The sequence below is a fragment of the Sphingomonas sp. BAUL-RG-20F-R05-02 genome, from assembly GCF_022662305.1.
Lineage (GTDB): Bacteria > Pseudomonadota > Alphaproteobacteria > Sphingomonadales > Sphingomonadaceae > Sphingomonas.
Window position 1 is genome coordinate 90,362 of the sequence record NZ_JAKNQH010000004.1, and the last position, 26,518, is coordinate 116,879.

25 protein-coding genes, 1 tRNA gene and 2 pseudogenes are annotated in these 26,518 nt (G+C 65.6%); 9 read left to right on the plus strand and 19 right to left on the minus strand.

Features of this window, described 5'->3' with window-relative positions; all coding sequences use genetic code 11:
* Positions 1-30 precede the first annotated feature (30 nt).
* Genes L8F97_RS10550 through rph form a run of 3 tightly spaced genes read right to left on the minus strand, consistent with a single transcriptional unit; the run spans position 31 to position 2,243 of the window.
* Positions 31-852, minus strand: a complete 822-nt coding sequence (locus L8F97_RS10550) for a hypothetical protein (protein ID WP_242149266.1) — start codon at positions 850-852, stop codon at positions 31-33.
* A 45-nt stretch (positions 853-897) separates the two neighbouring features.
* Positions 898-1,530: an RdgB/HAM1 family non-canonical purine NTP pyrophosphatase gene (gene rdgB, locus L8F97_RS10555; protein WP_242149270.1), complete on the minus strand. Its 633-nt coding sequence runs from the start codon at positions 1,528-1,530 to the stop codon at positions 898-900.
* A complete protein-coding gene (gene rph / locus L8F97_RS10560) occupies positions 1,527-2,243 on the minus strand; it encodes a ribonuclease PH (RefSeq protein WP_242149273.1) in 717 nt (238 codons plus the stop codon). The genes rdgB and rph overlap by 4 nt, the downstream gene beginning before the upstream one ends.
* Before the next feature lie 132 nt (positions 2,244-2,375).
* On the opposite strand from rph, the gene hrcA reads away from it, so the two are divergent.
* Genes hrcA through L8F97_RS10575 form a run of 3 tightly spaced genes read left to right on the plus strand, consistent with a single transcriptional unit; the run spans position 2,376 to position 5,229 of the window.
* The gene (gene hrcA, locus L8F97_RS10565; protein WP_242150127.1) at positions 2,376-3,419 is read left to right on the plus strand and encodes a heat-inducible transcriptional repressor HrcA; all 1,044 of its coding nucleotides are present in this window, start codon (positions 2,376-2,378) and stop codon (positions 3,417-3,419) included.
* Between the two features lie 15 nt (positions 3,420-3,434).
* Positions 3,435-3,977 (plus strand): nucleotide exchange factor GrpE, encoded by a 543-nt coding sequence (grpE, locus tag L8F97_RS10570; protein ID WP_409929033.1) that lies wholly within the window; start codon positions 3,435-3,437, stop codon positions 3,975-3,977.
* 22 nt (positions 3,978-3,999) lie between these two features.
* Complete coding sequence (locus L8F97_RS10575) at positions 4,000-5,229, plus strand: threonine synthase (RefSeq protein ID WP_313931949.1); 1,230 nt, start codon at positions 4,000-4,002, stop codon at positions 5,227-5,229.
* Positions 5,230-5,329: 100 nt separating this feature from the next.
* Here L8F97_RS10575 and L8F97_RS10580 read toward each other — a convergent pair whose 3' ends face one another.
* From L8F97_RS10580 to map, 6 genes are all read right to left on the minus strand, one after another.
* Positions 5,330-6,070: a 16S rRNA (uracil(1498)-N(3))-methyltransferase gene (locus tag L8F97_RS10580; protein WP_242149277.1), complete on the minus strand. Its 741-nt coding sequence runs from the start codon at positions 6,068-6,070 to the stop codon at positions 5,330-5,332.
* Entirely contained in the window at positions 6,070-8,292 is a 2,223-nt protein-coding gene (locus tag L8F97_RS10585; RefSeq protein ID WP_242149280.1) for a ribonuclease R family protein, read from the minus strand. The genes L8F97_RS10580 and L8F97_RS10585 overlap by 1 nt, the downstream gene beginning before the upstream one ends.
* 18 nt (positions 8,293-8,310) lie before the next feature.
* Positions 8,311-8,988 (minus strand): potassium channel family protein, encoded by a 678-nt coding sequence (locus L8F97_RS10590; RefSeq protein ID WP_242149281.1) that lies wholly within the window; start codon positions 8,986-8,988, stop codon positions 8,311-8,313.
* A gap of 298 nt (positions 8,989-9,286) precedes the next feature.
* Positions 9,287-10,699, minus strand: coding sequence for a type I glutamate--ammonia ligase (glnA, locus tag L8F97_RS10595; protein ID WP_242149284.1), 1,413 nt, complete (start codon positions 10,697-10,699; stop codon positions 9,287-9,289).
* A gap of 113 nt (positions 10,700-10,812) precedes the next feature.
* Positions 10,813-11,151, minus strand: a complete 339-nt coding sequence (locus L8F97_RS10600; RefSeq protein WP_242149287.1) for a P-II family nitrogen regulator — start codon at positions 11,149-11,151, stop codon at positions 10,813-10,815.
* Positions 11,152-11,328: 177 nt separating this feature from the next.
* Positions 11,329-12,153: a type I methionyl aminopeptidase gene (gene map / locus L8F97_RS10605; RefSeq protein ID WP_242150134.1), complete on the minus strand. Its 825-nt coding sequence runs from the start codon at positions 12,151-12,153 to the stop codon at positions 11,329-11,331.
* A gap of 64 nt (positions 12,154-12,217) precedes the next feature.
* On the opposite strand from map, the gene L8F97_RS10610 reads away from it, so the two are divergent.
* Both L8F97_RS10610 and L8F97_RS10615 read left to right on the plus strand, forming a co-directional pair.
* Positions 12,218-12,973: a competence/damage-inducible protein A gene (locus tag L8F97_RS10610; RefSeq protein ID WP_242149289.1), complete on the plus strand. Its 756-nt coding sequence runs from the start codon at positions 12,218-12,220 to the stop codon at positions 12,971-12,973.
* Between the two features lie 134 nt (positions 12,974-13,107).
* Positions 13,108-14,058, plus strand: coding sequence for a hypothetical protein (locus tag L8F97_RS10615; protein WP_242149291.1), 951 nt, complete (start codon positions 13,108-13,110; stop codon positions 14,056-14,058).
* 42 nt (positions 14,059-14,100) lie between these two features.
* Here the strand turns inward: L8F97_RS10615 and L8F97_RS10620 are convergent, their stop codons facing one another.
* Genes L8F97_RS10620 through L8F97_RS10630 form a run of 3 tightly spaced genes read right to left on the minus strand, consistent with a single transcriptional unit; the run spans position 14,101 to position 17,920 of the window.
* Positions 14,101-16,434 (minus strand): xanthine dehydrogenase family protein molybdopterin-binding subunit, encoded by a 2,334-nt coding sequence (locus L8F97_RS10620; RefSeq protein ID WP_242149293.1) that lies wholly within the window; start codon positions 16,432-16,434, stop codon positions 14,101-14,103.
* Positions 16,431-17,417 (minus strand): FAD binding domain-containing protein, encoded by a 987-nt coding sequence (locus tag L8F97_RS10625; RefSeq protein ID WP_242149296.1) that lies wholly within the window; start codon positions 17,415-17,417, stop codon positions 16,431-16,433. The genes L8F97_RS10620 and L8F97_RS10625 overlap by 4 nt, the downstream gene beginning before the upstream one ends.
* Positions 17,414-17,920: a 2Fe-2S iron-sulfur cluster-binding protein gene (locus tag L8F97_RS10630; RefSeq protein ID WP_242149299.1), complete on the minus strand. Its 507-nt coding sequence runs from the start codon at positions 17,918-17,920 to the stop codon at positions 17,414-17,416. Before L8F97_RS10630 ends, L8F97_RS10625 begins: the two co-directional genes overlap by 4 nt.
* Before the next feature lie 123 nt (positions 17,921-18,043).
* On the opposite strand from L8F97_RS10630, the gene L8F97_RS10635 reads away from it, so the two are divergent.
* Positions 18,044-18,117, plus strand: a tRNA-Gly gene (locus L8F97_RS10635).
* Here the strand turns inward: L8F97_RS10635 and L8F97_RS10640 are convergent.
* From L8F97_RS10640 to L8F97_RS10655, 4 genes are all read right to left on the minus strand, one after another.
* On the minus strand, positions 18,083-18,979 hold the full coding sequence (locus tag L8F97_RS10640; RefSeq protein WP_242149301.1) for a recombinase zinc beta ribbon domain-containing protein: 897 nt from the start codon (positions 18,977-18,979) through the stop codon (positions 18,083-18,085). The genes L8F97_RS10635 and L8F97_RS10640 overlap by 35 nt on opposite strands.
* An 8-nt stretch (positions 18,980-18,987) precedes the next feature.
* A complete protein-coding gene (locus L8F97_RS10645; protein ID WP_242149304.1) occupies positions 18,988-19,218 on the minus strand; it encodes a recombinase family protein in 231 nt (76 codons plus the stop codon).
* A gap of 248 nt (positions 19,219-19,466) precedes the next feature.
* A complete protein-coding gene (locus L8F97_RS10650; protein WP_409929034.1) occupies positions 19,467-21,458 on the minus strand; it encodes a M61 family metallopeptidase in 1,992 nt (663 codons plus the stop codon).
* Positions 21,459-21,675: 217 nt separating this feature from the next.
* A complete protein-coding gene (locus tag L8F97_RS10655; protein ID WP_242149313.1) occupies positions 21,676-22,506 on the minus strand; it encodes an aldo/keto reductase in 831 nt (276 codons plus the stop codon).
* 127 nt (positions 22,507-22,633) lie between these two features.
* Here L8F97_RS10655 and L8F97_RS10660 point away from each other — a divergent pair, with 127 nt between their 5' ends.
* The 3 genes from L8F97_RS10660 to L8F97_RS10670 all read left to right on the plus strand — a co-directional run bounded on the left by L8F97_RS10660 (position 22,634) and on the right by L8F97_RS10670 (position 24,269).
* On the plus strand, positions 22,634-22,834 hold the full coding sequence (locus L8F97_RS10660; RefSeq protein WP_242149315.1) for a helix-hairpin-helix domain-containing protein: 201 nt from the start codon (positions 22,634-22,636) through the stop codon (positions 22,832-22,834).
* Positions 22,835-22,994: 160 nt separating this feature from the next.
* The gene (locus L8F97_RS10665) at positions 22,995-23,642 is read left to right on the plus strand and encodes a glutathione S-transferase family protein (RefSeq protein WP_242149317.1); all 648 of its coding nucleotides are present in this window, start codon (positions 22,995-22,997) and stop codon (positions 23,640-23,642) included.
* Positions 23,643-23,735: 93 nt separating this feature from the next.
* A complete protein-coding gene (locus tag L8F97_RS10670; protein ID WP_242149320.1) occupies positions 23,736-24,269 on the plus strand; it encodes a DUF892 family protein in 534 nt (177 codons plus the stop codon).
* Here the strand turns inward: L8F97_RS10670 and L8F97_RS10675 are convergent.
* From L8F97_RS10675 to L8F97_RS22970, 3 genes and pseudogenes are all read right to left on the minus strand, one after another.
* Positions 24,266-25,621 carry an amidase gene (locus L8F97_RS10675; protein ID WP_242149323.1) on the minus strand — a complete coding sequence of 452 codons (1,356 nt, stop codon included), beginning with the start codon at positions 25,619-25,621 and terminating at the stop codon, positions 24,266-24,268. The two genes, L8F97_RS10670 and L8F97_RS10675, sit on opposite strands and share 4 nt — an antisense overlap.
* Before the next feature lie 267 nt (positions 25,622-25,888).
* A pseudogene (locus L8F97_RS22965) lies at positions 25,889-26,149 on the minus strand (transposase); the annotation flags it as partial.
* Between the two features lie 61 nt (positions 26,150-26,210).
* A pseudogene (locus tag L8F97_RS22970) lies at positions 26,211-26,466 on the minus strand (transposase); the annotation flags it as partial.
* Positions 26,467-26,518: the final 52 nt, after the last annotated feature.

Genomic DNA, 26,518 nt, shown 5'->3' on the forward strand with positions numbered 1-26,518 from the left:
CATGCCGCTCCAACGTTGGCAGAGGCTGCGCTATTTACGGTCGGCGGGCGTGATCGCGGCGCCTTGGACTTTCCACAGCCGGTGATCGGGCGTCGTCACGAAGATCGGCATGTGCATGCTGTACGAAGCGAAGACGTGTATTTCGGTAGGGACAGGATCAAGCAGGTCGTTGACCACGAAGCCGACCGGCTTTGCGCCGGCGGGTAACTTGGGCGCGGTCATGTTGATGCACCCGACGCTATAGGGGCGCGAGGCGAGAACCTGTCCGTCGGGTCCGATGATGACGCGAAAGTTGCCGCCGAGGGGATAGGTGCCCGCGTCCTGCTGCGCCGACAGAAGGTAGACCGCGATCGGCCCGCCTGAACGAGACGGCAGGACGACCGTGTTGAACGGTGATGGCGTACAGGGCTTGTACGCGCGCTCCTTTGCCCGTTGTGCAGCGATATCGCGCGCTTTCGCCAGCGTGAGCTGCCGAGGTGTGAGCGCGACCGGCTGGTCCAGCAGCGTCTTCTGCTCGACCTTGCCGTTTCGGACGTCGGCGACGAAGAATGCCTGCGCGTGCGCCGTGTCGCCGTGATAATAGGTGACGTGCAATGTCTGCGCGTCGATCGGTTCGACGATATAGCCGCCGCTACCCGTCAGCTGCTGCTTCGGGGCGGTCGCTCGCAGCGCGTCGGTGCTCACCCATGCGGCACGGTCGAACGCATAAAGAATTTGGCCGACACTGGAGGATTGTGCGATCCGCTGTTCGTCGGACGGTGCGGCGGGGGATGGTTCGACGGTCGGCGCAGGAGCAGGAGGACTGGCGAGAGCCTGAGCGGCGATCGCAGCCAGCATGATCGTCATCAGCACGCTAATCTCTCCTTAGCCGAACGCGTAACCCCGAAATCCCTGCCTCTAGAACACCGCTGCCACCAACTGCCGGAACGCATCCGCGCGGTGGCTGATCGCCGCCTTCTCCTCCGCCGGCAGCTCAGCGAACGTCTCCTCGCGCCCGAACGGCACAAACACCGGGTCGTAGCCGAACCCGATGCGCCCGCGCGGTGGCCAGGTCAGATGCCCCTCGGCGCGCCCCTCGAACCATTGGACGTGACCGTCGGGCCACGCCAGCGCCAGCGTGCAGACGAAATGCGCATCGCGTGAGGCGTCCGGCCCCTTGGCGGCCAGCGCATCCTCAACCTTTTGCATCGCCAGCGCCCAGTCGCGACCGGTCGGGGTTTCCGCCCAGTTGGCGGTGTAGACGCCGGGGTCGCCACCCAGCGCATCGACGCACAGCCCGCTGTCGTCGGCAAGCGCGGGCAGGCCAGACAGATCGGCGGCGGCGAGCGCCTTCAGTTCGGCATTGGCGACGAAGGTGGTGCCGGTCTCCTCCGGCTCGGGCAGGTCGAGTTCCTTCGCCGACACCGCGTCGATGCCATACGGCGCGAGCAGCGCGCGGATCTCGCGCACCTTGCCCTCGTTATGGCTGGCGATGACGAGCTTGCCGGGGGCGAGCTTGCGGATCGCCTGTGGCGGCACCTCCTCCGTCACTTCGCCACGGCCTTCGCCTGCGCCGCGAAGATGTCCGCGCAGCCCATGCGTGCCAGCCGCAACAGGCGGAGCAGCGCCTCTTCGTCATAGGTCGCGCCCTCGGCGGTGGCCTGCACCTCGGCGATGTTGCCACCTTCGAGCAGCACGAAATTGGCGTCCGCGTCGGCGTTCGAATCCTCGTCGTAATCGAGATCGAGCACCGGCGTGCCGTTGTAGATCCCGCACGAAATCGCCGCGACCTTCTGGGTCAGCGGATCGGCGGTGAGTTTCCCTTGCGCCAGCAACCCGTCGATCGCGAGGCGCAGCGCCACCCACGCCCCCGAGATCGAGGCGGTACGCGTGCCGCCATCGGCCTGGATCACGTCGCAATCGAGCACGATCTGCCGTTCGCCGAGCAGCTTGAGATCGGTGACGGCGCGCAAGGATCGCCCGATCAGCCGCTGAATCTCTTGCGTGCGCCCGGACTGCTTGCCCTTCGCCGCTTCGCGGCTGCCGCGGGTGTGCGTGGCGCGCGGCAACATGCCGTATTCCGCCGTCACCCAGCCTTCGCCGCGCCCGCGCAGGAACGGCGGCACCTTCTCCTCGACCGAAGCCGTCACCAGCACCTTGGTCTCGCCGAAGCCGATCAGCACCGATCCCTCGGCGTGTTTGGTGAAGCGCGGCTCGATCGTGATCGCGCGCATCTGGTCTGGGGTGCGGCCGGATGGGCGCATGAATGTTCTCCGTCAAAAAGCTCGGGCAAGCCGTATCGCTGCGCCGGGAGCGTGTCACCCCTTCTTACGCCACGCTTCGTCCGGATGACTTTGCCGGTTGAGCCCCGCACGATCCTGCCCCACATAGCCGTCATGCCCGCAGCCCCGCTTACCGACCTGAACGATCGCGCCCGCGACGTCTTCCGCGTGGTGGTGGAAAGCTATCTCAGCACCGGCGCGCCGATCGGCTCGCGCACCATCGCGCACCTGTCCGGTCTCAACCTGTCGCCCGCCTCGATCCGCAATGTGATGCAGGATCTGGAGGAGGCCGGCCTGCTCGCCGCGCCGCACACCAGCGCCGGTCGGATGCCGACCGAGACGGGCTTGCGCCTGTTCGTCGATGGCATGATGCACGCGATGGAACCCTCTGCCGAGGAACGCGCCGCGATCGAATCGCGCATCCAGCAGGCCGGCCCGGTCGAGGAGGCGCTCGCCGCCACCACCGCCGCGCTGTCCGGCCTGTCGGCATGCGCGGGGCTGGTGCTGGTGCCCAAGCGCGAGCTGGTGCTGCGCCAGATGAGTTTTGTGCCGCTGTCGGCTGAAAAGGCTCTCGCAGTGCTGGTCGGCGCGGACGGATCGGTGGAGAACCGCGTCGTCGAACTGCCGCCGGGCGTGTCGATCCCGGCGCTGATCGAGGCGGGCAATTACATGACCGCGATGCTCGGCGGCCTTACCCTCGGCGAGGCTCGCCAGCGCATCGAGCGCGAGATGGCGGAGGAACGCGCGCTGGTCGACGGTGCCGCGCGTGCGCTGATCGAACAGGGGCTGGCGGTGTGGAGCGAAGATGGCGACCGCCGCCCTGTGCTGATCGTGCGCGGGCAGGGGCGGCTGATCGATGCCGCCGCCGCTGCCGATCTCGAACGGATCAGCGATCTGCTCGATGATCTGGAGGGCAAGCAGGAGATCGCGCGGTTGCTCGACAGCGCGAGCGCGGGCGATGCGACGCGCATCTTCATCGGTGCGGAGAACAAGCTGTTCTCGCTGTCCGGCTCGTCGGTGATCGCCAAGCCATTTCGGGGATTGGATGGCCGCATGGTCGGGGTCGTGGGCGTGATCGGCCCGACTCGGTTGAACTATGCGCGCGTTGTCCCCATGGTTGATTTCACTGCCGCGACACTCGCGCGGCTCATGGGTTAAAGTAACCGGGACTGTATGATGATCGAAGAAAACGCCACCGAAGCCGCTGATCTGCGCGAGGAAACCGCCGAGGCGTCGCCCGAACTCGCCGAGCATGACCGCACCAACGCGCTCGAAGCCGAACTCGCCGAGGCGAAAAAGGCGGCGCTCTACGCCCATGCCGAGGCGCAGAACGTCCGCCGCCGCGCCGAGAAGGAAGCCGCCGACGCGCGTGCCTATGCCGCCACGTCGTTTGCGCGCGATCTGCTGTCGGTTGCCGACAATCTCGAACGTGGATTGGCGACGATCCCCGCCGAACTGCGCGCCGACGACAAGTTCAAGGCGCTGGTGACCGGCCTGGAGGCGACCGGCCGCGAGCTGGAATCGGTGTTCCAGCGCCACGGCATCAAGAAGATCGTCGCGATGGGCGAGAAGCTCGACCCGAACTTCCACCAGGCGATGCTCGAGATGCCGAGCGACAAGGAGCCGGGCACCGTCGTGCAGGAAATGCAGGCGGGTTACGTCATCAAGGACCGTCTGCTCCGCCCGGCGCTGGTCGCGGTGGCGAAGGCGGGTTAACCTCTATCCAGATCGGCGACCAGTGAACCCCAATACAAATCTGGTCGCCGAGCGGCCGTGCTTCGTCACCCATCTCGAATGTTCGATGACGGGCGAGCGCTACGAGGCGGACCAGCTTCACGGCCTGTCCCGCGCGGGCAAGCCGCTGCTGGTGCGCTATGACCTCGACGCGATCCGCGCCGCCGCGCCGCGCGCGATGGTGGAGGCGCGAGCGACCGATCTGTGGCGCTGGCGCGAACTGCTGCCGGTGCGCCACACGCGCGATATCGTCAGCCTGGGCGAGATTGAAACCCCGCTGATCCCGCTCACCAAAGCGGGCGGGCCGAACGTGCTGGTCAAGGACGAGGGGCGGCTGCCGACCGGATCGTTCAAGGCGCGCGGCCTAGTCATGGCGGTGTCGATGGCGAAGGCGCTCGGCGTGACGAAGATTGCGATGCCGACCAACGGCAACGCCGGTGCTGCGCTCGCCGCCTACGCCACGCGCTGCGGGATCGAGACGATCGTGCTGTGCCCCGACGATACGCCCGAGATCAACGTGCGCGAAATCGCGATGCAGGGCGCGCGCGTCTACCGCGTCAACGGCCTGATCGACGATTGCGGCGCGATCGTCGCGCGTGGCGCGGCGGAGGGGCGGTGGTTCGACTTCTCGACCCTCAAGGAGCCGTATCGCATCGAAGGCAAGAAGACGATGGGCCTCGAACTCGCCGCGCAACTGCGCTGGGAGCTGCCAGATGCGATCTTCTACCCGACCGGCGGCGGCACCGGTCTGATCGGCATGTGGAAGGCGTTCGCTGAGCTGGAAGCGCTCGGCTGGATCGGCCCCAAGCGCCCCAAGATGTTCGCGATCCAGGCGAGCGGCTGCGCACCGATCGTCCGCGCGTTCGAGGCGGGCGTGGAACATGCCGAGCGTTGGGAGGATGCCTCCACCGTGGCGGCCGGCATCCGCGTACCGCGCGCGGTCGGCGATTTCCTCATCTTGCGTGCGGTGCGCGAAAGCGGCGGCCAGGCGATGGCGGTCGGCGACCCCGCGATCCTCCGCGCGGTCGATGACGCGGCGCGGAAAGATGGCCTGCTGCTCTGCCCCGAAGGCGGTGCCACGCTCGCCGCCTATCGCGAGGCGCTGCGATTGGGGCTGATCGACGAGGAGGAAAGCGCGGTACTGTTCAACTGCGCGACCGGCCTCAAATATCCTATGCCGGATGCGAGCAAGACGCTCGACCGGCACCAGCCGATCGATCTCGCCACGCTATAGCCTGCGGTGGCGGTGCGTAGCCTCGCGCTTGGTAGGTGTTGCCGGCGCGTAGGCCGCGTGTTTTGCCGCGTAGCCTGCCGTAGCCTGGCAATTTGCGCCGCTACCAGTCGCCGCGCGCCGCCATCCACAGGCTCACCGCCGCCGCCGCCGCAGTATCGGCACGCAGGATGCGCGGGCCAAGCGTTACCCCCACCGCACCCGGCAACGCGCGGATCGCGTCGCGCTCGGCATCGTCGAAACCACCCTCCGGCCCGATCAGGATCGCCGCCGCCGCCGGCCCCTCGCGCATCGCCGCCAGCGCGGGCACGCCGCCCGCCTCGTCCGCGAAATACAGCGTCCGCCCCGCCGGCCAGTCGCGCAGCAGCGCCGCCAGCTTCACCGGCTCGGCCAGTTCCGGCACGGCGGTGCGCCCGCATTGCTCCGCCGCCTCGATCATATGCGCCTGCAACCGCTCCAGATTCAGCCGGTCTACCACCGTGCGCCGGGTGAGCGTGGGCACCAGCCGCGCGACGCCAAGTTCGCACGCCTTTTCCACCAGCCAGTCGACGCGCCCCTTTTTCAGCGGGGCGGCGCATAGCCACAGATCGGGCACATGTTCGCGCGCGCGCAACTGCTCGGTCACGTCGAGGATCAGGTCACGCTTGCCGACGGTGTTGGCCACCCCCAGCCACTCGCCCGACACGCCGTCGAACAGCTTGACCGGATCACCCACCTTGGTGCGCATCACCGAGACGAGATAATGCGCTTGCGGCCCCTCGATCCGCACCTGTCCCGGCCCAAGCGGCGCGGCGACGAACAGCCGCGGCGTCGATTGCGGCGGCCACGCGGGCGTGGCGACCATCAGCGCTTCTTGCCCTGATGGCGGATGTTCGCCGGTCGCCCGCGCTTCTTGATGACGCGGGTTTGGCGCGGCTCGGGCGCGGGGCGGCCGCCGCCCTCGACCATCTCGAAACGCAACGCGCCCGACACTGGGTTCGATTCCGCCAGCCGGAGTTGTAGCCGCATACCACTGGCATATTCGGTGCCGGTCTCCTCGCCGACCAGCCGCCGCCCCGCCTCGTCATAGCGGAAATATTCGCGGCCGATATCGCGCACCGGCATCAGCCCATCGCCGCCGATTCCCTCCACGGTCGCGAAGAAGCCGAAGCTTGCCACCCCGGTGATGCGCACGTCGACCACCTCGCCGATGCGGGTGGCGAGGAACGCGGCGACATAGCGGTCGATCGTGTCGCGCTCGGCCTCCATCGCGCGGCGTTCCAGCGTCGAGATCGACTGTCCGATCTTCTCCATCGCCGCCGCTTCGCCCGCAGTCAGCCCGCCATCGCCGAGCTTGTACGCATCGACCAGTGACCGGTGCACGAGCAGATCGGCATAGCGGCGGATCGGCGAGGTAAAGTGCGCATAACTGCCGAGCGCCAACCCGAAATGCCCGTGATTGTCGGGTGCATAATAGGCCTGCGTCTGCGTACGCAGCACCTGCTCCATGATCTGCGGGCGGAAATCGACCTCGCCGATCTTCTCGAGGATATGGTTGAACGTGCCCGGCCGGATCACCTGCCCGAGCGCGAACTCGACGCCGAAGGTCTTGAGGTAATCTTTCAGCGCGACCAGCTTCTCGCGGCTGGGCGGCTCATGGACGCGGTACATGACCGGTGCCTTTTTCGTCTCCAGCGCCTTGGCGGCGGCGACGTTGGCGGCGATCATGTAATCCTCGATCAGCATATGCGCGTCGAGGCGCTCGCGTGGCGCCACCGAGAGGATGCGGCCCTTCTCGTCGAGCATCACGCGCCGTTCGGGCAGGTCGAGATCGAGCGGCGCCCGCGCCGCCCGCGCCTTCGACAGCGCCTTCCAGCAGCCCCACAGCGGCGTCAGGATCGGCAGCAACGCATCATCTTCGCGCGCCGCGTCGATGCTCGCCTGTGCATCCTCATAGGCGATATTGGCGACCACCCGGATCACCGCGCGCGTGAAACGCCAGCTCGACAGCGTGCCGTTCGCGGCGATGCGCAGGTCGCAGACCAACGCCGCGCGATCGACACCCTCCTTCAGCGAACAGATGTCGGCGGACAGTTCCTCCGGCAGCATCGGCACGACGCGATCGGGGAAATACACGCTGTTGCCTCGGCGGCGCGCTTCCTTGTCGATCGCGTTGCCCGGCCGCACGTAGAAGCTGACGTCGGCGATCGCGACGATCGCCTGCCAGCCGCCGGGGTTGGCGGGATCGTCATCCGGCGCGGCCCACACTGCATCGTCATGGTCGCGTGCGTCGGCGGGGTCGATCGCGACGATCGGCAGGTGGCGGAGGTCTTCGCGGCCCCCGTCACCGATGGCGCCCAGCGGCTGCGCGGCGACGCGGTGCGCCTCCTCGATCGCCTCGGGCGCGAACGCAGTGGGGATGCCGAGCTTGTGGATCGCGATCATCGAGAAACTGCGCGGCGCAAACGGATCGCCGAGCACCTCGGTCACGCGCGCGGTGATGCGTGGCGGGCGCCCGGCCTTCTCCGCCAGCACGAGATCGCCGGGCTTGGCCCCGCCCGCGTCCGAGACCTGGAACTCGCGCCGCTCCTTCTTCTCGACGCCTTGCAACCAGAGCTTGCCATTCTCCTCATGCAGCACGCCGAGGATCAGTTCCTCACCGCGCGCCAAGCTTTTCATCGGGTGTGCGATCCAGCCGTTGCCGGCTTCCTCGGTCCGCGCCAGCACGCGGTCGCCGACCGCGAGCGCACCGTTCTTGCGTTCGCGCACGCGCAGCCGGGGGGCGGGCGTCTCCGCATCCCACTTCTCCGGCACCGCCCACACGTTGCCGCCGTCATCGACATCGGCGATGCGCAACACCGTCACCTTGGGCAAGCCACCGAGTTTGTGGAAGGCGCGACCCGGTGCGCTGTCGATCAGCCCTTCGTCGGCCATGTCCTTGAGCAGCGCTTTCAGCGCGATCTTGTCCTGCGCCGACAGGCCGAAGGCGCGCGCGATCTCGCGCTTGCCGGCGGGCGTGGGCGAGGTGGTGATGAAGTCGAGGATCTGCTCGCGCGTGGGCAGGCCGGGGGTAGGGCGTTTGGGCATCCAGCGGAGATAGGGTGCTTAGGCGCCCGCGTCACCTTTTCCGTCCGACCCATCCGAGTGCGCGAGATGCAGCGCCACCAGCCGCGCCAGCAACGTCGCGGGGAACAGGTGGCCGAACACCGACTCCAGATTGGCGAGGCTGCGCGCCAGCGGGTGCACCGGCACGATATCGCCATAGCCGCTGGTGGTGATCGTGGTGAGGCTGAAATACGTCAGCGCGGCGGTGCGCTCGCCCGGTCCCGCCGCGAAGACGTGTCCGTCCGCCATGACGATGCCGCCCGGCGCATGCGCGTCGATCAACGCATAGGCGATCGCGAACAGCGACGCGACGTTGAGGTACACCAGCACCGCGCCGCGCAGCCGGTGCGCCGTCACCCGGCCGGGGCCGAACGCGTGCCGCGCGATCAGCGCCGTCACCATCGCGTTGAACACGAATGCGGTCAGCGCGATGACGGCGTGCATCGGCGTCGCGCCGATCCCCATCGCGTGCTCGCCGACGATCGGCCCGACCGCGAGCAGCGCGAGTGCCGCCAGCAATATGCCTTGCGTCATCCGGTTGTGCGCCAGCACCGCGACCGAGACGGCTGCGAAGACCAGATGCCCGGCGTCCAGCACGACATGCAGGGCTGGGTGCTGGCCCGACAACGGGATTGCGATGAACAAGGTCACCACTTGCACGATGAGCAGCGCGGTCATCGCACGATCAGCATGGGGACGCGGAGCGGTGGCGTCTGGTGAGATTGGCGCGAGAGCGGGCAAGCGGGGTTCCTCGGGCAGTGGCGCGCTGGCGCTATCCGCCAGGCGTGGCGAACCGCAGATGAACGATGTGGCGCGCGCACAACAGAAAGGGCGCCCGAATTGCTCCGAACGCCCTTTCTGTCGTAGGCCCGACGTGGGCAAAGCTCGCGTCGTCGCTCGTCGCTACGCGAGCCTGGCCGAGCGAACGCGTCCGCTTTGCGGATCGGCGCGGATCGCTCCGCGCCTCACGTTCACCTCAGGCGCTGTAGTACATATCGAACTCGACCGGGCTCGGCTGCATTTCCCAGCGATACACCTCTGCCCACTTCAGCTCCATGTACGCGTCGATCTGGTCCTGCGTGAACACGCCGCCCTTGAGAAGGAACTCATGGTCGGCAGCGAGGCTCTCGAGTGCTTCGCGCAGCGAGCCGCACACGGTCGGCACCAGCGACAGTTCGGCCGGTGGCAAATCGTACAGGTTCTTGTCCATCGCCTCACCGGGATGGATCTTGTTCTGGATGCCGTCGAGACCCGCCATCAGCAGCGCCGAGGTGCCGAGATAGGCGTTGGCGAGCGGATCGGGGAAGCGGAACTCGACACGCTTCGACTTGGTGCCGGCACCGTAGGGAATGCGGCACGATGCCGAGCGGTTGCGCGCCGAATAGGCGAGCAGCACCGGTGCCTCGAAGCCCGGCACCAGTCGCTTGTAGCTGTTGGTGGTCGGGTTGGTGAAGGCGTTGATCGCCTTGGCATGCTTGATGACGCCGCCGATGAAGTACAGGCAGGTGTCCGACAGCCCGGCATAGCCGTTGCCGGCGAAGGTGTTCTCGCCCTTGTTCCAGATCGACATATGGACATGCATGCCGCTGCCATTGTCCATCTTGATCGGCTTGGGCATGAACGTCGCGGTCTTGCCATAGGCCTGCGCCACCATCTTCACGACATACTTGTAGATCTGGATGCGGTCGCACGTCTCGACCAGCTTGCCGAAGGTGAGGCCCAGCTCATGCTGACCACCGGCGACCTCGTGATGGTGCTTGTCCATCGGCAGGCCCATTTCGATCAGCGTCGAAACCATTTCCGCACGGATGTCGGTGGTGACGTCCACCGGGCCGACCGGGAAATAGCCGCCCTTGGCGCGCGGGCGGTGGCCGAGGTTGCCGCTCTCGTAGCTGGTGCCGGTGTTGGTCGGCAGTTCGGTGTCGTCGACCTTGTAGAAGCTGCCGGCATAGGTCGTGTCGAACTGCACGCTGTCGAACATGAAGAACTCGGGCTCAGGGCCGACATAGATCGTGTCGCCGAGGCCGGTTTCCTTGACATACGCCTCGGCGCGCTTCGCGGTCGAACGCGGATCGCGCGTGTAGAGCGAACCATCCGACGGCTCGACGATGTCGCACACCACGATCAGCATCGGCGTCGCCGAGAACGGATCGACGTAAACCGCGTCGAGATCCGGCTTCAGGATCATGTCCGATTCGTTGATCTCCTTCCAGCCCTCGATCGAGGAGCCGTCGAACATGAGGCCGTCGGTCAGCTCGTTCTCGCCGATGACGCTCGCGCACATCGTCAGGTGGTGCCAGGCACCTTTAGGGTCGGTGAAACGGACATCGACCCACTCGATCTCCTGGTCCTTGATCATCTTCAGGACGTCGTTTGCGGAATTCGCCATATGCCCCAACCTTTCTGGTTCGCTTAAAGATCCGGCTGGTGCCGGAGAATCAATGTTGCTCCCGGAGGAGCGTTGCCTGTCACACTATGCTGCGATGCGTCAAACGCAGATCGTCAGATCGCGTCCTCGTTGCGCTCGCCGGTGCGGATGCGCAGCACCGTCTCTACGGGTATGACGAAGATCTTGCCGTCGCCGATGCGACCGGTCTGCGCGGCGGCGGCGATCGCCTCGACCACGCGGTCGGCGATGCCGTCCTCGACCACGACCTCCAGCTTCACCTTGGGCAGAAAATCGACGACGTATTCGGCGCCACGGTACAGTTCGGTATGGCCTTTCTGCCGGCCGAAGCCCTTCGCCTCGGTCACGGTGATGCCCGATACGCCGACTTCGTGCAGCGCCTCCTTAACCTCGTCCAGCTTGAACGGCTTGATGATCGCTTCGATCTTCTTCACGCAAACGCCCCCGGTCTCTCGTACGCACGACACTCGCGCCGTGCCTTACAACAAACGTGCCACTCGGCGCCGCGCCGGGGAAGGCCGAAAATACGCCAGCGATGACATTACCAAATGCCTAACGCGCACGCAGCCGGTGCGCCGCTGCCGCATTTTACGGCAGCGGGCGAGGGGCCATCAGTACGGCGGGCGATCGAACCCGCCGGGGCTGCCGGTGAAGATCTCGCAACCATCCTCTGTAATGCCGATCGAATGTTCGAACTGCGCGGACAGCGAGCGGTCGCGCGTCACCGCCGTCCAGCCGTCGTCGAGCAGCTTCACGTCCGGGCGACCGATGTTGATCATCGGTTCGATCGTGAAGATCATCCCTGGCTTCAGCTCGGGCCCCGTACCCGGCCGCCCGACATGCACCACCTCCGGCGCATCGTGGAACATGCGTCCGACACCATGCCCGCAGAAATCGCGTACCACGCCGTAGCGATGGCTCTCGGCATGGCGCTGGATGACATGGCCGACATCGCCCAAGAAGTTGCCGGGCTTGGCCTGTTCAATCCCGAGCATCAGGCATTCGTAGGTCACGTCAACCAGTCGCTTCGCCTTGATCGGCACATCGCCGATCAGATACATCCGGCTGCTGTCGCCATGCCAGCCGTCGAGCAGCGGCGTCACGTCCACGTTGACGATATCGCCCGATTTCAGGGTCTTCTCGCTGGGGATGCCGTGGCAGACCACGTGGTTGATCGAGATGCAGCTCGAATGCGTATAGCCGCGATAGCCGAGCGTTGCCGGCACCGCGCCATGATCGAGCGTGAAGGTGCGGACCAGATCGTCGATCTCGGCGGTGGTGACGCCCGGCACCATGTGCGGCACGATCATGTCGAGCATGGCGGCGGCGAGTTGCCCGGCGCGGCGCATGCCCACGAAAGCCTCGGGGCCATGCAGCTTGATGGCGCCGGTGCGGCCGGTGTCGGTTTCGGGCGTAACGGTGATATAGTCGGTCATCGGAACGATATAGCAATGCATCGCAGGCTTTGCGAGATCGCAGCGGGCGGCTATGCCGGTCGCCATGAACGAGCGTATCTGGACGGCCGCACTGGCGGTGATCGGCGATGAAATCCTGTCCGGCCGCACGCAGGACAAGAACATTGCGCAACTGGCGAGTTGGCTGAACGTGCAGGGCATCCGCCTCGCCGAAGTGCGCGTCGTGCCCGACAAGACCGACGCGATCGTCGAGGCGGTCAATGCGCTACGCGCCCGCAACGATTACCTGTTCACCACCGGCGGCATCGGCCCGACACACGACGACATCACCGTCGATGCGATCGCAGCGGCTTTGGGTGTGGACGTGGTGTATCATCCGGATGCGGTGGCGACGCTGGACGCATACTACGAAACGCGCGGCGGCCTGACCGACACGCGCAAGCGGATGGCACGCGTGCCGCAAGGGGCGGGGCTGATCGAGAACCGCATGTCGGGCGCGCCCGGCATCCATATCGAGAATATCTATGTGATGGCGGGGGTGCCGCACATCACCGCCGGCATGCTCGACGCGCTGACCGGCACGCTGGAGGGTGGCCGCCCCGTCATCTCCGGCACGATCGGAGCGTGGGTCGCGGAAAGCGAAATCGCCGACCTGCTGGCGAAGACCGAACGCGCATTCGCGGGCGTGTCGATCGGCAGCTACCCGTTCTTCCGCGACGGCCGCACCGGCGCGAACTTCGTGGCGCGCGCGACCGATCAGGCGGTGGTGGATGCGTGTCTGGCCGAGTTGACGGCGCAACTGGAGACGCTGGGCGTGGCGGTGGTAGCCGGCGGAATTTAGCGGTCGTACGCTGCGGGCGGCACGTCCGCGTTCGTCCAACTCCGGACACAATCGAGCGGCATTGCCGTTCCACGTTGCAGCCACGATCGTGTCGATGCATCGTGTGGCATCTGGGTATGTCAGGATGTGCAGGCATGATGCGCGGTTTGATGCTGGCGGTGGTTTGCCTGTTGATCGGCGCTGCGCCAGCAGAGGTGCCACTCGGCAAATTTCAGACCTGGTTCGGGTCGAGCCGAATAGCCACCGACTTTGTTTCAGACGGGGTGAAGGTGCATGTAGAGGCTTTGCCGTGTCCTGCCCAACCGATCGGGGAGAGTACCTGTGGCTTCGAGGGGTTCAATAACCAAGCTGCGATAACCGTGACTAATCCGCGCTCGGCATCGTTGACGGTGACTACGGACCCGCAAGGTTCCTACGCCCGCATCGCAGTGGTGCGGTTCAGCCGCAACGATGCTCGTCCGGGCGTCATCATAGAAAGCCAGTCCGGCGGCTCAGGTGGTAACCTGACGGCACAAGTGCTGATCCCCGAGGAGGATGGCTACCGTGCTGTCGACGTGGGTCAACAACACGGATCGGTTCTTGAGGGGGAGTTGGCGGATTTCCCAACGGACGTGTCCGGGGATGGCATCATCGACCTTAAACTCGAGGATGGAGCGTTCGACTCGGCTTTCGGCTGCAACGCCTGTACACCTCGTCCACCTAGATTGTTTGCGGTAAAAGATGGCGAAGTCGTCGACGAAAGTCGCGATCTTGCGCTGCGTCCGGTGTTTGCCAAGGAGATGGCGAGGCTCGCGCCGATATGCCTTTCGAAGGTTTCAGATAGAAACGGTGCCTGCGCCGCTTATGTGGCGGATGCCGCGCGAGCCGGGCGCTTCAACGAAGCCTGGACTGCGATGCTGAAGCACTACCAGCGCGATCAGCAGTGGGGGCAGCCCTGTAGTGTTCCGGTTGCCGCACAAGTAAATGGCCGCTGCCCACGGGGCGGCCGTGAAACCTTCCCCGATGCTCTCCGTGCCTTTCTCATCAGGACGGGTTACCTCCCTCAGCCGACATCAGCTTCGGACCGTGCGTCTTCGAAAAGCTGAAACGCGGCTGATTCCCGAAATCCGCCACCGGCGTGCGTGCTGCTACAACAACTTATCGAGCGTGATCGGCAAATCACGCACCCGCTTGCCAGTCGCATTGTAGATCGCGTTCGCTATCGCCGCCGCCGTGCCGGTGATGCCGATCTCACCGATGCCGTGCGCCCCCATCGGCGTATGCGGGTCGGCGATGTCGGTCCAGATCACGTCGATCTCCGGCACGTCCATCTGCACCGGCACATGATATTCGGCAAGACTGGGGTTCATCACCCGTCCGTTGCGTTCGTCGAACTGGGTTTCCTCCATCAGCGCGAGGCCGAGCCCCATGATGATGCCGCCACGAAACTGGCTGCGCGCGGTCTTGGGGTTGAGGATGCGCCCGCAGTCGAACGATCCGAGGATGCGGGTAACGCGTGGCTCGCCCGTTACGGTGTTGACGCGCACTTCGCAGAACACAGCGCTGTGCGAGTGCATCGACCAGTGCTGCGTCTCCAGCGGCATCGGTGGCTCGGCGATGACCGAGATCGTGTCGCGGGCGGCACGTGCCAGGATCGAGGCGTAGCTTTCGTGGCGTTCCGGCTCGTCCGCCTTGCACAGTCCGCCGTCACGGCTGGCGATCTCGTCCGGCTTCAGCCCGGCAAGCGGTGAGTCATTGCCTGCCGCCTTGAGCAGTTCGGCCACCAGCGCATTGTACGCGGCGATCACCGATGCGCCGATCGCGGCGGTCTGCTGCGATCCGCCCGCCAGCACCACGCCGGGCAGCGTCGAATCGCCGTAGTTGAAGGTGATGTCCGCCATGCCCAGCCCGAGCCGCTCCGCCGCGACCTGCGTCTGCGCGGTGGCGGTGCCCATGCCCATTTCATGCGCGGCGATATCGATGGTGGCGTGGCCGTCGCGGTTCAGCGTGATCCGCGCGGCACCACCCGGCATCCGGTAATAGGGGTAGGTTCCGGTCGCGCAGCCCATGCCGACCAGCCATTCGCCGTCGCGCGTCGCGCCCGGCGTGGCGTTACGTCGGCTCCAGCCGAACCGTTCCATGCCGTCGCGCCACATCTTCTCGACGTGGCGGGCTGAGAAGGGCAGGCCGGTCGTCGGATCCTTCTCCGGCTCATTGCGCAGGCGCAACGCGATTGGGTCGATCCCCGTCGCCTCGGCGAGTTCGTCCATCGCCACCTCCAGTGCGAACGTACCGACCGCCTCGCCCGGCGCGCGCATGAAGGTGTTGCTGAGCATGTCGATCTCCACCGTGTCGACGTGCAGCAGCACGGACTCGGCGGCATAGACGCTGCGGGCAGGCAGGATGAACGGCTCCGGCATGGCGTTGGCGGCGGTCTTTGCGGTTACGCCACTATGGATCAGCGCGGTCAGCTTGCCGTCCGCGTCTGCGCCGAGCGCCACCCGTTGCTCGGTGAGCGATCGCCCGCCAACGATACGGTATACGCCCTCGCGCGACAGCACGAGCCGCACCGGTCGGCCGGCGAACTTCGCCGCCGCCGCCGCGATCGCCTGATGCTGCCACAGGCACTTGCCGCCAAATCCGCCGCCGACGAACGGGGAGGTGACGACGACCTGCTCCTCGGCGATGCCGAACATCTGCGCGATCGACCATGCGGTATGCGCGACCAGTTGCGAGGCGTCGTGGATGCGGAGGGTCTCGCCCTCCCACGCGCAGGTGACGCCGTGCAGCTCGATTGCATTGTGGTTGTGGCGCGGCGTGCGGTAGGTCGCATCGACCTTCACCGCCGCTTCGGCCAGTGCCGCCTCGGCATCACCGACCGCATTGTGGAGCGGCTCGCCCATGAACTGCGCGACCTGCGTACCGCGTGCGACCGCCTCGGCGAAGTCGGTCTGTGCGGGTTCCTCGGCATAAGCCGCCTGGATCAGCGCCTTGGCATGGTCCGCCTGTTCCTGCGTTTCGGCGAGGACGAGTGCGATCGGCTGGCCGTTCCAGTGGATGTGGTCATCCTGCATCACTGGCAGCGTGTCGCCACCGGCGGCTTTCTGGCTCGACATGAACGCAGGCGGGGGCTGGAGACGCGGGGCGTTGCGGTACGTCATGACCGCGATCACGCCGGCTGCGGCTTCCGCCGCTGCGGTATCGATCGCAACGATACGACCCTTGGCGATCGTGCTGTAGGCGAGCGCCGCATAGGCGAGCCCCTCCAGCGGGACCTCCGCCGCGAACCGCGCCGCACCCGCCACCTTGAGCGGCCCGTCGATGCGCGAAACGGGTTTGCCGACATGGCCGTGTTGATGCGCGATCAGCGGATCGGGCTTGCCGCCTGGCATCCAGCTATCGGGAGCAAGCGCGACCGCTTTGGCCATGCCCTTCTGCACGAGCCCTTGCGCAACCGCTTTGGTGTCGTCGAGGATGCTCATGCGCGGTCTCCTGCCAGTCCGGTCAGCGTCGCTATCGTCACGCGGCGTGCAAGCTCGATCTTGAAACCATTGTCCTTTAGCGGGCGTGCCCCGGCGAGTTCCGCGTCGATAGCCGCCGCGAAGCTCGCCGCGGTCGCAGGCTTGCCCCGCAACTCTGCTTCCGCCGCGAAGGCTCGCCACGGTTTGTGCGCTACCCCGCCAAGGGCGAGTCGCACGTTCTTGACCAGCCCGTCCTCCACCGCGATCGCCGCCGCCACCGAAACGAGCGCGAAGGCGTAACTCGCCCGGTCGCGCACCTTGCGGTAGGTTGAATGTGCCTCGAACGGCAGGGGTGGTAATTCGATCGCGGTGACAAGCTCGCTGGGCGCGAGCACCGTCTCCACATCCGGCCGGTCACCTGGCAGCCGGTGGAACTCGGCCAACGGCACGCTGCGTTCGCCCGCGTCGCTGCGTAGATGCACCACCGCGTCGAGGGCCGTCAGCGCCACCGCCATATCCGACGGATGCGTCGCCACGCACGCCTCCGACGCGCCGAGGATGGCATGGATGCGGTTGAATCCTTCTCGCGCGTCGCAGCCTTGCCCCGGCACCCGCTTGTTACAGCGCGATCCCTCGGTATCGTAGAAATAGGTGCAGCGCGTGCGCTGGAGCAGATTGCCCGCGACCGTCGCCATATTGCGGATCTGCGCGCTCGCTCCGGCAACGATCGCACGCGTTAATACCGGGTAGCGATCCCGCACCAGCCGATGCTCTGCCACCGCCGTGTTACGCGCGGCGGCGCCGATCCTCAGCCCGCCGCCTTCCGTCTCGACGATCGCGTGGTCGAGCGCAGTCACGTCGACCAAGACCTCCGGGCGTTCGATCGTCTCGCGCATCAGATCGACGAGGTTGGTGCCGCCGCCAAGGCACTTGGCGGACGGCGCGGCGATGGCGCGGACAGCCTCGGCGACGTCACCGGCACGCTCGAAGCGGAACGGGGTCATGCCGCAACCTCCGCGAAGGCATGCTCGATGGCATCGACGATGCCGTTGTGCGCGCCGCAGCGGCAAAGGTTGCCGCTCATCCGTTCGCGCAATTCGTCGCGGCTGAGCGCGATCGTCTCCGCGCCGAGATCCCTGGTGACATGACTGGGCACGCCGCGCCGCACCTCCTCCACCATCGCGATTGCCGAGCAGATCTGCCCCGGCGTGCAATAGCCGCACTGAAAGCCGTCATGCTCGACGAACGCCTGTTGCAGCGGATGCAGCGCGCCCGGCGTGCCGATCCCCTCGATCGTTGTCACCGATCGCCCCTCGAACTGCACCGCCAGGGCAAGACACGAAAGGATGCGCTCACCATCGACCAGCACCGTGCACGCGCCGCAAGCACCCTGGTTGCAGCCCTTCTTGGTACCCGGCAGGTGCAAATCCTCCCGCAACAAATCGAGCAGCGAGACGCGCGGATCGGCTGGTGCCGCCACCTCGCGGCCATTAACGGTGATGGACACGGACGCCTCCCAACGTGCGAACGCACCGAAGCGGAGCGATCGTTACGGCTGCAACGTCCAGCGCTGGATTTGGTGCCGAGGCGCATTGACGGCAGCGCACGAGCCGGGCAAACGGGCGGTATTGCGGGTGTAGCTCAATGGCAGAGCAGAAGCTTCCCAAGCTTACGACGAGGGTTCGATTCCCTTCACCCGCTCCATAACAAACAGCCGTTCCTCCAGAGCCGACTTCCCGCTGGCAAGATCGATAATCGCGGTCAACCGTCCCTCGACCTCCAGCAGCACACCGCGCCCCTCCAGATTGGGTGTCAGGACGATGCAGTCGATCAGTTCGCGCAGCGCGGGGATCGCCTCTAGCCGGGCCTCGGGATCGGCGAGCGCCTGGTTCAGCGTTCGACCTGCGCGCGATAATCGGCGGCGACCGTGGGATGCAGCGCGACGACCGGAAACGCCTCGATCTTGGCGAGGGCAAGTTCGGCGGCGTCCTGCTCGGCCCGGGCTTCGGCGAGAGCCTCGCGGATGTCGGCGAACTCCTGACCGCCAGCGGGCAATGGCCGCGACCAGGCGCTTCACCTGCGCCTGTACGGTCGTCAGGCGCTTCTGGAGGCGCGCTTCGTCCCGGCGGCTGTCGGCGGCGCGGCGGGCATATTTGGCGTGGTACTCGCGGACGAAGACCTCGACCAGCGCGGAGGCCAGCATCCGCTGGCGCAGGGCAGCCAGCATCCAACGTTCGTAATGCTCAGTCGTGATCTGCCGGTTGTTCGTGCAACTGCCGTCTGACTCGTGCTTGGTGCAACCCCACCGCTCGGTCCCAATGACGATCCAGCCTTCGCCGCACAGCCCGCAGACGCCGAGACCCGACAGCATCCGACGCGGACGTACGGTTCGGTGCAGCTTGACGCCGTGATAGGACCGTCGCCGCGCCTGAACCGCCTCCCAGGTCTCGTCGTCGACGATGCGCAGGTGGGGGGACCGACTGACGACCCCGTCCTCGACGATGTTGACGCGGATGCGGACTGCGCGGGAGACTGGCTCGGGCACCTTGCTGGTGCGATTATGCACCAGTCGACCTATGTAGAGCTCGTTGCGCAGGATGCCATTGCCGGCCGGCCATCGCCATTGATTGTCGAAGCCCGCGAATTCGATTCACGCGGCGCCTTAGTGCCGTCGGCGTTGAGCATGGCGGCGATTGTCCGTGCAGCCAGGGCGCGGGCGAACTCGCGGAAGATGCGGCGGACGACCTCGGCCTGCTCCTCGTCGATCTCGCGCAGGCCCCGGATCGGACGGCCACGGGCGTCCATCTGGTTGGCGTCCGATAGCCATAGGAGCGGCCGGCCGGCGAGCGGCCGCTGGATTCGGAGCCGCGCTGGGCTCCCTTGCATCAGACATTTATTCATCTGTCCGCCAGCGTGTTAATGCGAGCGTTCGCGTTCCGACGGATGCACCTTTCGCAGGTGTCATTCGGGAGATTTCGTCTCACGTTGACGACTCAGCGGCATACGCGCGGCCGCAGCGGCATGGACTGCGCCTTCTGCCGCGAAAAAAGACGTTAGCTTTTCATCGCCAGCAACCGATCAAGCCCAGTCCTCCCCTTCGCGACCTTCTCGAGATGCGCGTAGCGCAGGCCGCCATAATAGGGGATCGAGACCGTCCGGTATTCATCCTGCTGCTTGACGATCAGCCGGATCGGCTGGTGCGTGGTCGCCGCATGCGTCACGGCGCGGCGGAGCCCGTCATTGTCGTAGTCTCGGCCGTTCACCGCGACGATTGTGGCGCCTGAGGTCAGCCCGGCCGCGAAGGCAGGTCCGTTCCATTGCACCGACGAGACCGCGCCGTCGCGACCGATGGCGAGGCCGAGAGAGTAGCTGAGGTTCACGCCCTTGGACGCCGTCTCGCCTTCCTTGACGTAGCCGTTCGGCTCCGCCGTATACGTAAGGCGGTAGCCGCCGCGCTCGATCCAGTCGAGTGGGGCCTTGGGCTGGACCGCGTAGAGCCGCTCACGGAGGAACGCGGCCCAGTTAAACGGCAGCACCAGGTTCAGCGCCGCCACAACATCATCAAAGTTGTAGGTCTTCACGCCCCAGTCGCGGTCGCGGCCGCCGAAGAACGCCCGAGCGAAATCGTCCAGCGAGCGGCGGCCGTTGGTCTTCTCGCGGATCAGTTGGTCAGCATCCAGCCAAGTCAGCTGACCCTCGGAGTAATAGTCCTCCGCGCGCTGCCAGCTGCGCCAGCCTTCCGCGCGACGCTGCGACATGGTGGGGTCGTTGGTGGTGTCCTCGGTCGAGCGCCAGCTCTTGCCCGGCTGGTTCTGATAGGACGCCGCGACCTCGGCGAGGGCGTCGAGCGTCTCCTTCTCCGACGCCAAGCCAGATCGTGCTTGGAGAACGTAGCCCCAATACTGCGTCTGCCCCTCATAGACCCAAAGTAGCGAGTCGCCCATCGGCTGCCGGTAGTCCGGCGTCCACAGGTCCGCGGGCCGCCGATACTTACCGTCCCAGCTGTGCGTGTACTCATGTGGCAGCAGGTTGCGTGCGTCGGGCGTCGCGTCCCAGTTGGTGAAATAGTCCGCGTCCGTCCCGTCCTCGGACGAGCGATGATGCTCCAGCCCTTCGCCACCCAGCGTGTCTGACAGGGTCAGCAGGAAATCATAATGGTCGTAGTGCCGGGCGCCGAACACGCGTTCGGCCTGGTCGACGAGCCGGCGATGTGCCGCGATCTGCTCCGGCTTGGCATCAAGATCGCGTGGCTCGTCGGCTGCCACATCGAGGTTGAAGTCCGCCGCCAAGGCCCAGCTCTTCATGTACAGACCAGCGATCGCAGGCGAGTCCACCAGCGTCTCGTAATCCGTCGTCGAATACGTCACCCGGTCGCCCGACAGGCCGGGCGCGAGTGCGGTCGCCGACTTCCAGCCGGCCGGATAGACGACGCTCACCGCGTAGGGCAGCCGCCGCACGTAATAGCCGGCCGGGTAGAGTGAAACCTTGTCCCATTGGAGGCTCAGCATCTCGGGCGTCGCCTGAATCCGGCCTTGGTTCGCGCGTGTCGGTGACAGGTACTGAAACTTGGCCGTGATCGCGTGAGCCCCCGCCGGCACGTCGATGTGGAAAGCGAAAACATCGACCTGGTCGCGCCTCCAGGGCGCAGCTTGGCCATCAACGCTGATCGTTAGTCCGGCGAGCTTGTCGATCGGCCCGGTCGGGCTGTGATCACCGGGTATCCATTTCGGGTAGAGCAGCGTGACCTGTCCGGTCTGCGTGACCGGGATAGTCTCCGTCACCTGCACGATCCCATGCGCGACGTCGCTCGCGTCAACCTGCAACTGGATCACGCCGGGGAACGCCACGTCCCGCGCGGCCGGGATCTGCTCGCCGATTGGAGGCTGCGCCTGCGGCAGGCTGTTCGTTAATGGTTGCAGCTGAGCAAGCGCGACGGCTGGGATCAGCGGGGTCACTAAAACGAACGATGCGAGATAACGAGTCAACCTGCAGCCCCTTAGAAGAGATTTTGCCCTGTTAGCGCCTCGACGAGCGAGGTCCAGCATGGCAGCAAAAGCATTCCCACTTAGTCGGGATCATCGTGGATAATCTCTGTCAAATCTTAGCTGCAGCCAGCGTTGCACTAACGAAGGCAGTTGCGGCCTCACTCACAAATACGTCACTTAGACTGTCTGCGTCGATCTCACCGACGACCCAATGGCCGTCGTTCAGCCTCACTACTTCGCCATCAGGAATCAGACATTCGTTCAGCAGCCGGCGAAGCTAAAGCATAGCAAGCGGCACGGGACCGCTCGGCAGTGGAAACATGGTGTCGAGTCGAGCCACAGTCTCGGGCGACAGCGCGAGGTCGGCAGCAGTGCGATTCTCCCGTACATGCTGGACAGTACTGGCTTTGGGGATTGCGATCATGCCTTCGCGCGCCAGCAGCCAGGCGAGCGCGACCTGCGCCGGCATAACGCCAAGCTCGCCCGCCAGTGCGCGCAGCCCTTTATCCGCGACGAGCCGGCCCTGTTCGACCGGGCTATACGCCATCACCGGCATCCCCCACGCTGCCAGCCAGGGTAGCAGATCGTGCTCGGGGCCGCGGCGAGTCAGGTTGTAGAGGATTTGGTCGGTCGCGCATGCCTGCCCGCCCGCCGCTACGAGTTCTTCCATGTCGTCGGTGTCGAGATTGCTGACGCCCCACCGCAGGATCTTGCCGGCGTTCACCAGCCGCTCCATCACCTCCACCGTCTCGCCAAGCGGAACCGTACCGCGCCAGTGAAGGAGATACAGGTCGAGCCGATCGGTACCGAGCCGTTCCAGGCTCGCCTCGCACGCACGCGGCAGTCTGCTGCGGGAGGCGTTCTGTGGATAGGCCTTGCTGACCAGGAAGACGTCGTCGCGACGGCCAGCGACTGCCTCGCCGACCAGCCGTTCGGACTCGCCGTCCGCATACATCTCTGCGGTGTCGATCAGCGTCATTCCGAGGTCGATGCCGGCACGTAGCGCCGCGATCTCGTCGCGTCGGCGCTGCGGGTTCTCGGCCATCATCCAGGTGCCCTGACCGAGGGCGGGCAAATTGGTGCCATCAGGCAAGCGAACGGTTTTCATCGAAGGCTAACGCGCGATGTGCGGATCCGGTGCCTCGCCAGGCATTATGCCCCAACCCCGGCCCCTGTCGGCGGCACGGGAGAACGATCATGGGCTCGACGCTGACCGCCACCTTCGAGGCGCCCCTGTGAGCGGGCCCGACAGCATTGACGTCAACGTCACCACTGCGGAGGGGATCGACGCGCTTCCCGCGCTAAAACAGCACGGGTTCGAGATCGTCCATCACCGCGAGGAGCGTGGCCGCTTCGACGCGCGGCGACAACGGGAGGAGGTGCCCGCCCTCGCGGGCAAGGTTGCAGGACTAGATGGGATGGTGCGCTTCGGCTGACATCGAGCCCACCCGGTGACCGCAACTCGTTGTTGCGACCCATTTCCGGTCGTTCGCGACCATTTTCCCGATGTGCCTTTCGGCCGTCCGTTTATGTCGATGCTCTTGCCGCCGATTGGCTTAGCGCGCATCGTGTCGCCACCCGCTCGGGAAGGACCGCATGAACCCGACAATCACCGCATTTGCGCAATCACCCGATCGCGGCCGAGGACTGGCGCGGGACATGGCTGTGCGGTGGGCGTTTGAAGAAGTGGGCCAGCCCTATCACGTACGTCTCCTCTCTTTTGCAGCGATGAAGGAGCCGGTACACCGTGCGCTGCAGCCGTTCGGGCAAATCCCGACGTACGAGGACGACTCGCTTGCGTTGTTTGAGTCGGCTGCCATCGTGTTCCATATCGCCGAACGCCATCGGGCACTCATGCCTCAGGATGCGGAAGCCAGAGCACGGGCGATCGCATGGATGTTCGCTGCCAAGAGCACGGTGGAGCCAACGATCGTCGAACGCAGCATGGCGTTGCTGCTCGAGGCAGATCGGCCTTGGCATACTGAGCGCATCGCAATGCTAGATGAGCGAGTGAGGACAAGGCTAAGCGATCTCTCCCGCTGGTTTTCTAACCATAACTGGCTGGAGGATGAGTTCAGCGCAGCCGACATCGTGATGGTGACGGTTCTGCGCCGGCTAGTCGGATCGGAACTACTGGAGGATCAGCCGGCCGTCGCTTCCTATGTCGCAAGAGGTGAGGCGCGGCCTGCTTTCGGGCGGGCGTTCAAGGCCCAGCACGCGGTATTTACTGCGGCCTCCGCGTAGTCGACCCAATATCAGACGTTCAGAGCTTTCGCCCTGCCGCCCGCAAGCCGCCGTACGTTCATCGGTGTTGCCCACGCAACGTATCGGGGCGCGGTGGGTTTGAAAGCAGATTGTAATTTCCTCGGTTTGGAAGGCGATGTCGTGCCCAGCGTGTCAACACTCGAACAGTTGATGGTTACCTGCCTCCAAGACCTTCGAAAGGGTGAAGGCCTTACCCTCGATCGCTTTCCGGCGATCGCCGATGCGGTCACCGACACTGTGACGGGCGGTTTGTTGCGGCAGCGGTTGAACGACGCACGCAAGCGTGCCGATGGCCTCGACGCGCTCGGCAAGCGCCTTGGGGTGAAACCTTGTGGTGACGAGAACCTGTGGATGATGGGCATGCTCGACGATGCCGAAGGCGACATGAAGACTGAAGAAGCTGGCCCGCTTCTTGACCTCGCTCTTATAGGTGCCGTGCGCAAGATGGTGAACGCGTCGCTCGTCTCCTACGAGACGGCGGTTGCAGTGGCCGCGCGGTTGAATGACGAAAGAGCGCGAGATCTGTTCGCCGATGCTCGCGATCGCGAGGCGGAAGCGGAGACGGGGCTGCGCGCCTCGCTATTCCGCATCGCCGCGGGGAGCTAACTGAACGCCGGCGGCAGAAAGCGTGGGTTCCCCAGGGCGCGGTCTAGGGCGCAGGCGGCGCGGAACAGCAGCGCCTCGTTTTTCATCGAGGCGAATTGTACGCCGATCGGCAAGCGGTCGTGAAGCCCTGCGGGCATGACAACTGCCGCGGCTCCGGTGACGCAAAACGGTATGGTGATTGACGGTTTCTCAAAAGGTAGCGCGCCGCCCAATTCAGCCAGTGGCTGAGCGACGCTGTCCTGCGCAGGCGTCAGCAACACGTCGATGTCCTCACACGCCTGTTCCACTATCCTGGTCAGCGCGCGAGCGTGCCGAAGCGCCGCGATATAGCGGAACGCCGGGATCACGTCTGCTGCGGCGAGGCCTCGTCGCAGCATCGGGCCGATGCCGTCCGCTCCATGAGCCCAGGCCTCGGCATGCGTCTCACGGAGTTCTGCCATGGCAATTGTCCAGCCCGTCGAGGCGAAGTCGCGGAGCGGTGGCAGATCGATTGTGACGATTTCGGCCCCGCTCTCCCGCAACGCCGCCACGGCGGTGTCGAAGACTGCGCCGACGCCGTCGTCAACTTTGATGTCCTCGCTCCAGCGCGGCACCACGCCGATGCGCAAGCCGCGCGCGGGAGCGGTGAGTGGGCCAGCGTCTGCCCGTTCGCCACGCATAGCGGCAGCCATGATCAGCGCGTCCTCTGGATTCTTGGCCATCGGCCCTATCGTGTCAAGCGACGGCGCGAACGGGAACATCCCGGTTGTTGGGATGGTGCGGTAGCGAGGCTTGTAGCCAGTCACTCCGCACAGCGCCGCCGGATCGCGCAACGACCCGCCGGTGTCCGATCCCGTCGCGGCAAGAACCAGGCCGGCCGCGATTGCGACCGCGCTACCACTGCTCGACCCCGCGGTCGACCGTCCTAAGTCCCACGGGTTGCGCGGGACGGGCCATGACAAGTCGAAATCGGGACCGCCGAACGCTGCTTCGTAGCAGCCGACCTTCCCGAGCATCACGGCCCCCGATCGAGCGAGAGCAGCAACGACCGCAGCATCGCGCGCCGGCACCCGGTTGCGGAATAGACCGCAATTGGCGGTTGTCGCCACGCCCGCGGTATCAATGTTGTCTTTATGAGCGATCGGAACACCGTCGAGCGGCCCCAACCTTGATCCACTCATCAAACGCTGCTCGGACAATCGAGCCCAAATTCGAGCCTGGTCTATGGTTCGCTCGACAAAAGCATGTAAAATGCCATCCGTCCGATCGATGCGATCAACGAGATGAGCCACATACTCGACAGGTGACAAGGCGCGCGCGTCATACGCTTGCGAAAGTTCGGCAACGGTCTGAGGCAATTGGTCAGCACTCACCGCCGCGGCGCCGCAGGCTCGTCGTCGCTCCACGGTCGTCGCAGCGGCACATCGGAGGCAAGCGCCTGCAGGGCGCTTCTCGATTCGCTCGTTCGCAGGACCTCTGGCTTGGTGTTAACGACTGCAGCTTTTAAGTCGTCCACGAGAGCGGTGAGCCGCGCCGAAACTTGGCCTGACATTGAAAGAATTTCCTGGTCGGAGACAGTCAGATCAGAACGCTCGACGCGACTCCCCGTTTCCTAATTTTCACTTCATGCGATGAGCGTGCCCGCCGCTCGAGTTCTGCCGCGGCACCAAGCCAATCCGCGCAGCCAGATTGCGGCCCGAGCGGAAGATCGCGGGGTCAGGAACAGTGGCGACGATGGCGCTAGCGAGCAGCGGACCCACGCCGGGTATCACCATCAGGCGGCGGCCAAGCTCGGTCTCGCGTGCGCTCGCCAGGATGCGACGATCGTTTTCGAGGATCTGCTCCTTCACGATGCGCAGCTGGACTGCCAGCATCTCCAGGCAGAACCGCGCATCGGCCGGTACTCGCTTATTGGCAGGATCAGCGATCACGTCGAGGACCTGCTCGATGCCGTTCTGCCAATCGGCGCCACGATCCCAAACTCGGCCAGGTGCGCCCGCATCGCGTTCGACAGCTGCGTACGCTGGCGGTTGAGGATCAGGCGAACACGGTGCAGCATCATCGCGCTCTGCTGCTCAGGCGACTTGATCCCGACGAAGCACATGGTCGGCCGGGTCACTGCCTCGCAGATCGCCTCGGCATCAGCCGCGTCGTTCTTGCCTCGCTTGACGTACGGCTTCACGTACTGCGCCGGCATCAGCCTAACATCATGTCCGAGCACCTGTCCTTACTCCTGGCGCTGATCGAGCGCGAACCCGGCCTGACGCTGC

Excerpts from the sequence above, each read along its gene's own strand:
- rph (WP_242149273.1), bottom strand. The coding sequence starts at position 2,243 with ATGCGCCCATCCGGCCGCACCCCAGACCAGATGCGCGCGATCACGATC.
- hrcA (WP_242150127.1), top strand. The coding sequence starts at position 2,376 with ATGCCCGCAGCCCCGCTTACCGACCTGAACGATCGCGCCCGCGACGTC.
- grpE (WP_409929033.1), top strand. The coding sequence starts at position 3,435 with ATGATGATCGAAGAAAACGCCACCGAAGCCGCTGATCTGCGCGAGGAA.
- L8F97_RS10580 (WP_242149277.1), bottom strand. The coding sequence starts at position 6,070 with ATGGTCGCCACGCCCGCGTGGCCGCCGCAATCGACGCCGCGGCTGTTC.
- L8F97_RS10585 (WP_242149280.1), bottom strand. The coding sequence starts at position 8,292 with ATGCCCAAACGCCCTACCCCCGGCCTGCCCACGCGCGAGCAGATCCTC.
- L8F97_RS10590 (WP_242149281.1), bottom strand. The coding sequence starts at position 8,988 with ATGACCGCGCTGCTCATCGTGCAAGTGGTGACCTTGTTCATCGCAATC.
- glnA (WP_242149284.1), bottom strand. The coding sequence starts at position 10,699 with ATGGCGAATTCCGCAAACGACGTCCTGAAGATGATCAAGGACCAGGAG.
- map (WP_242150134.1), bottom strand. The coding sequence starts at position 12,153 with ATGACCGACTATATCACCGTTACGCCCGAAACCGACACCGGCCGCACC.
- L8F97_RS10610 (WP_242149289.1), top strand. The coding sequence starts at position 12,218 with ATGAACGAGCGTATCTGGACGGCCGCACTGGCGGTGATCGGCGATGAA.
- L8F97_RS10615 (WP_242149291.1), top strand. The coding sequence starts at position 13,108 with ATGATGCGCGGTTTGATGCTGGCGGTGGTTTGCCTGTTGATCGGCGCT.
- L8F97_RS10620 (WP_242149293.1), bottom strand. The coding sequence starts at position 16,434 with ATGAGCATCCTCGACGACACCAAAGCGGTTGCGCAAGGGCTCGTGCAG.
- L8F97_RS10625 (WP_242149296.1), bottom strand. The coding sequence starts at position 17,417 with ATGACCCCGTTCCGCTTCGAGCGTGCCGGTGACGTCGCCGAGGCTGTC.
- L8F97_RS10645 (WP_242149304.1), bottom strand. The coding sequence starts at position 19,218 with ATGGACGCCCGTGGCCGTCCGATCCGGGGCCTGCGCGAGATCGACGAG.
- L8F97_RS10650 (WP_409929034.1), bottom strand. The coding sequence starts at position 21,458 with ATGCTGGACCTCGCTCGTCGAGGCGCTAACAGGGCAAAATCTCTTCTA.
- L8F97_RS10655 (WP_242149313.1), bottom strand. The coding sequence starts at position 22,506 with ATGAAAACCGTTCGCTTGCCTGATGGCACCAATTTGCCCGCCCTCGGT.
- L8F97_RS10665 (WP_242149317.1), top strand. The coding sequence starts at position 22,995 with ATGAACCCGACAATCACCGCATTTGCGCAATCACCCGATCGCGGCCGA.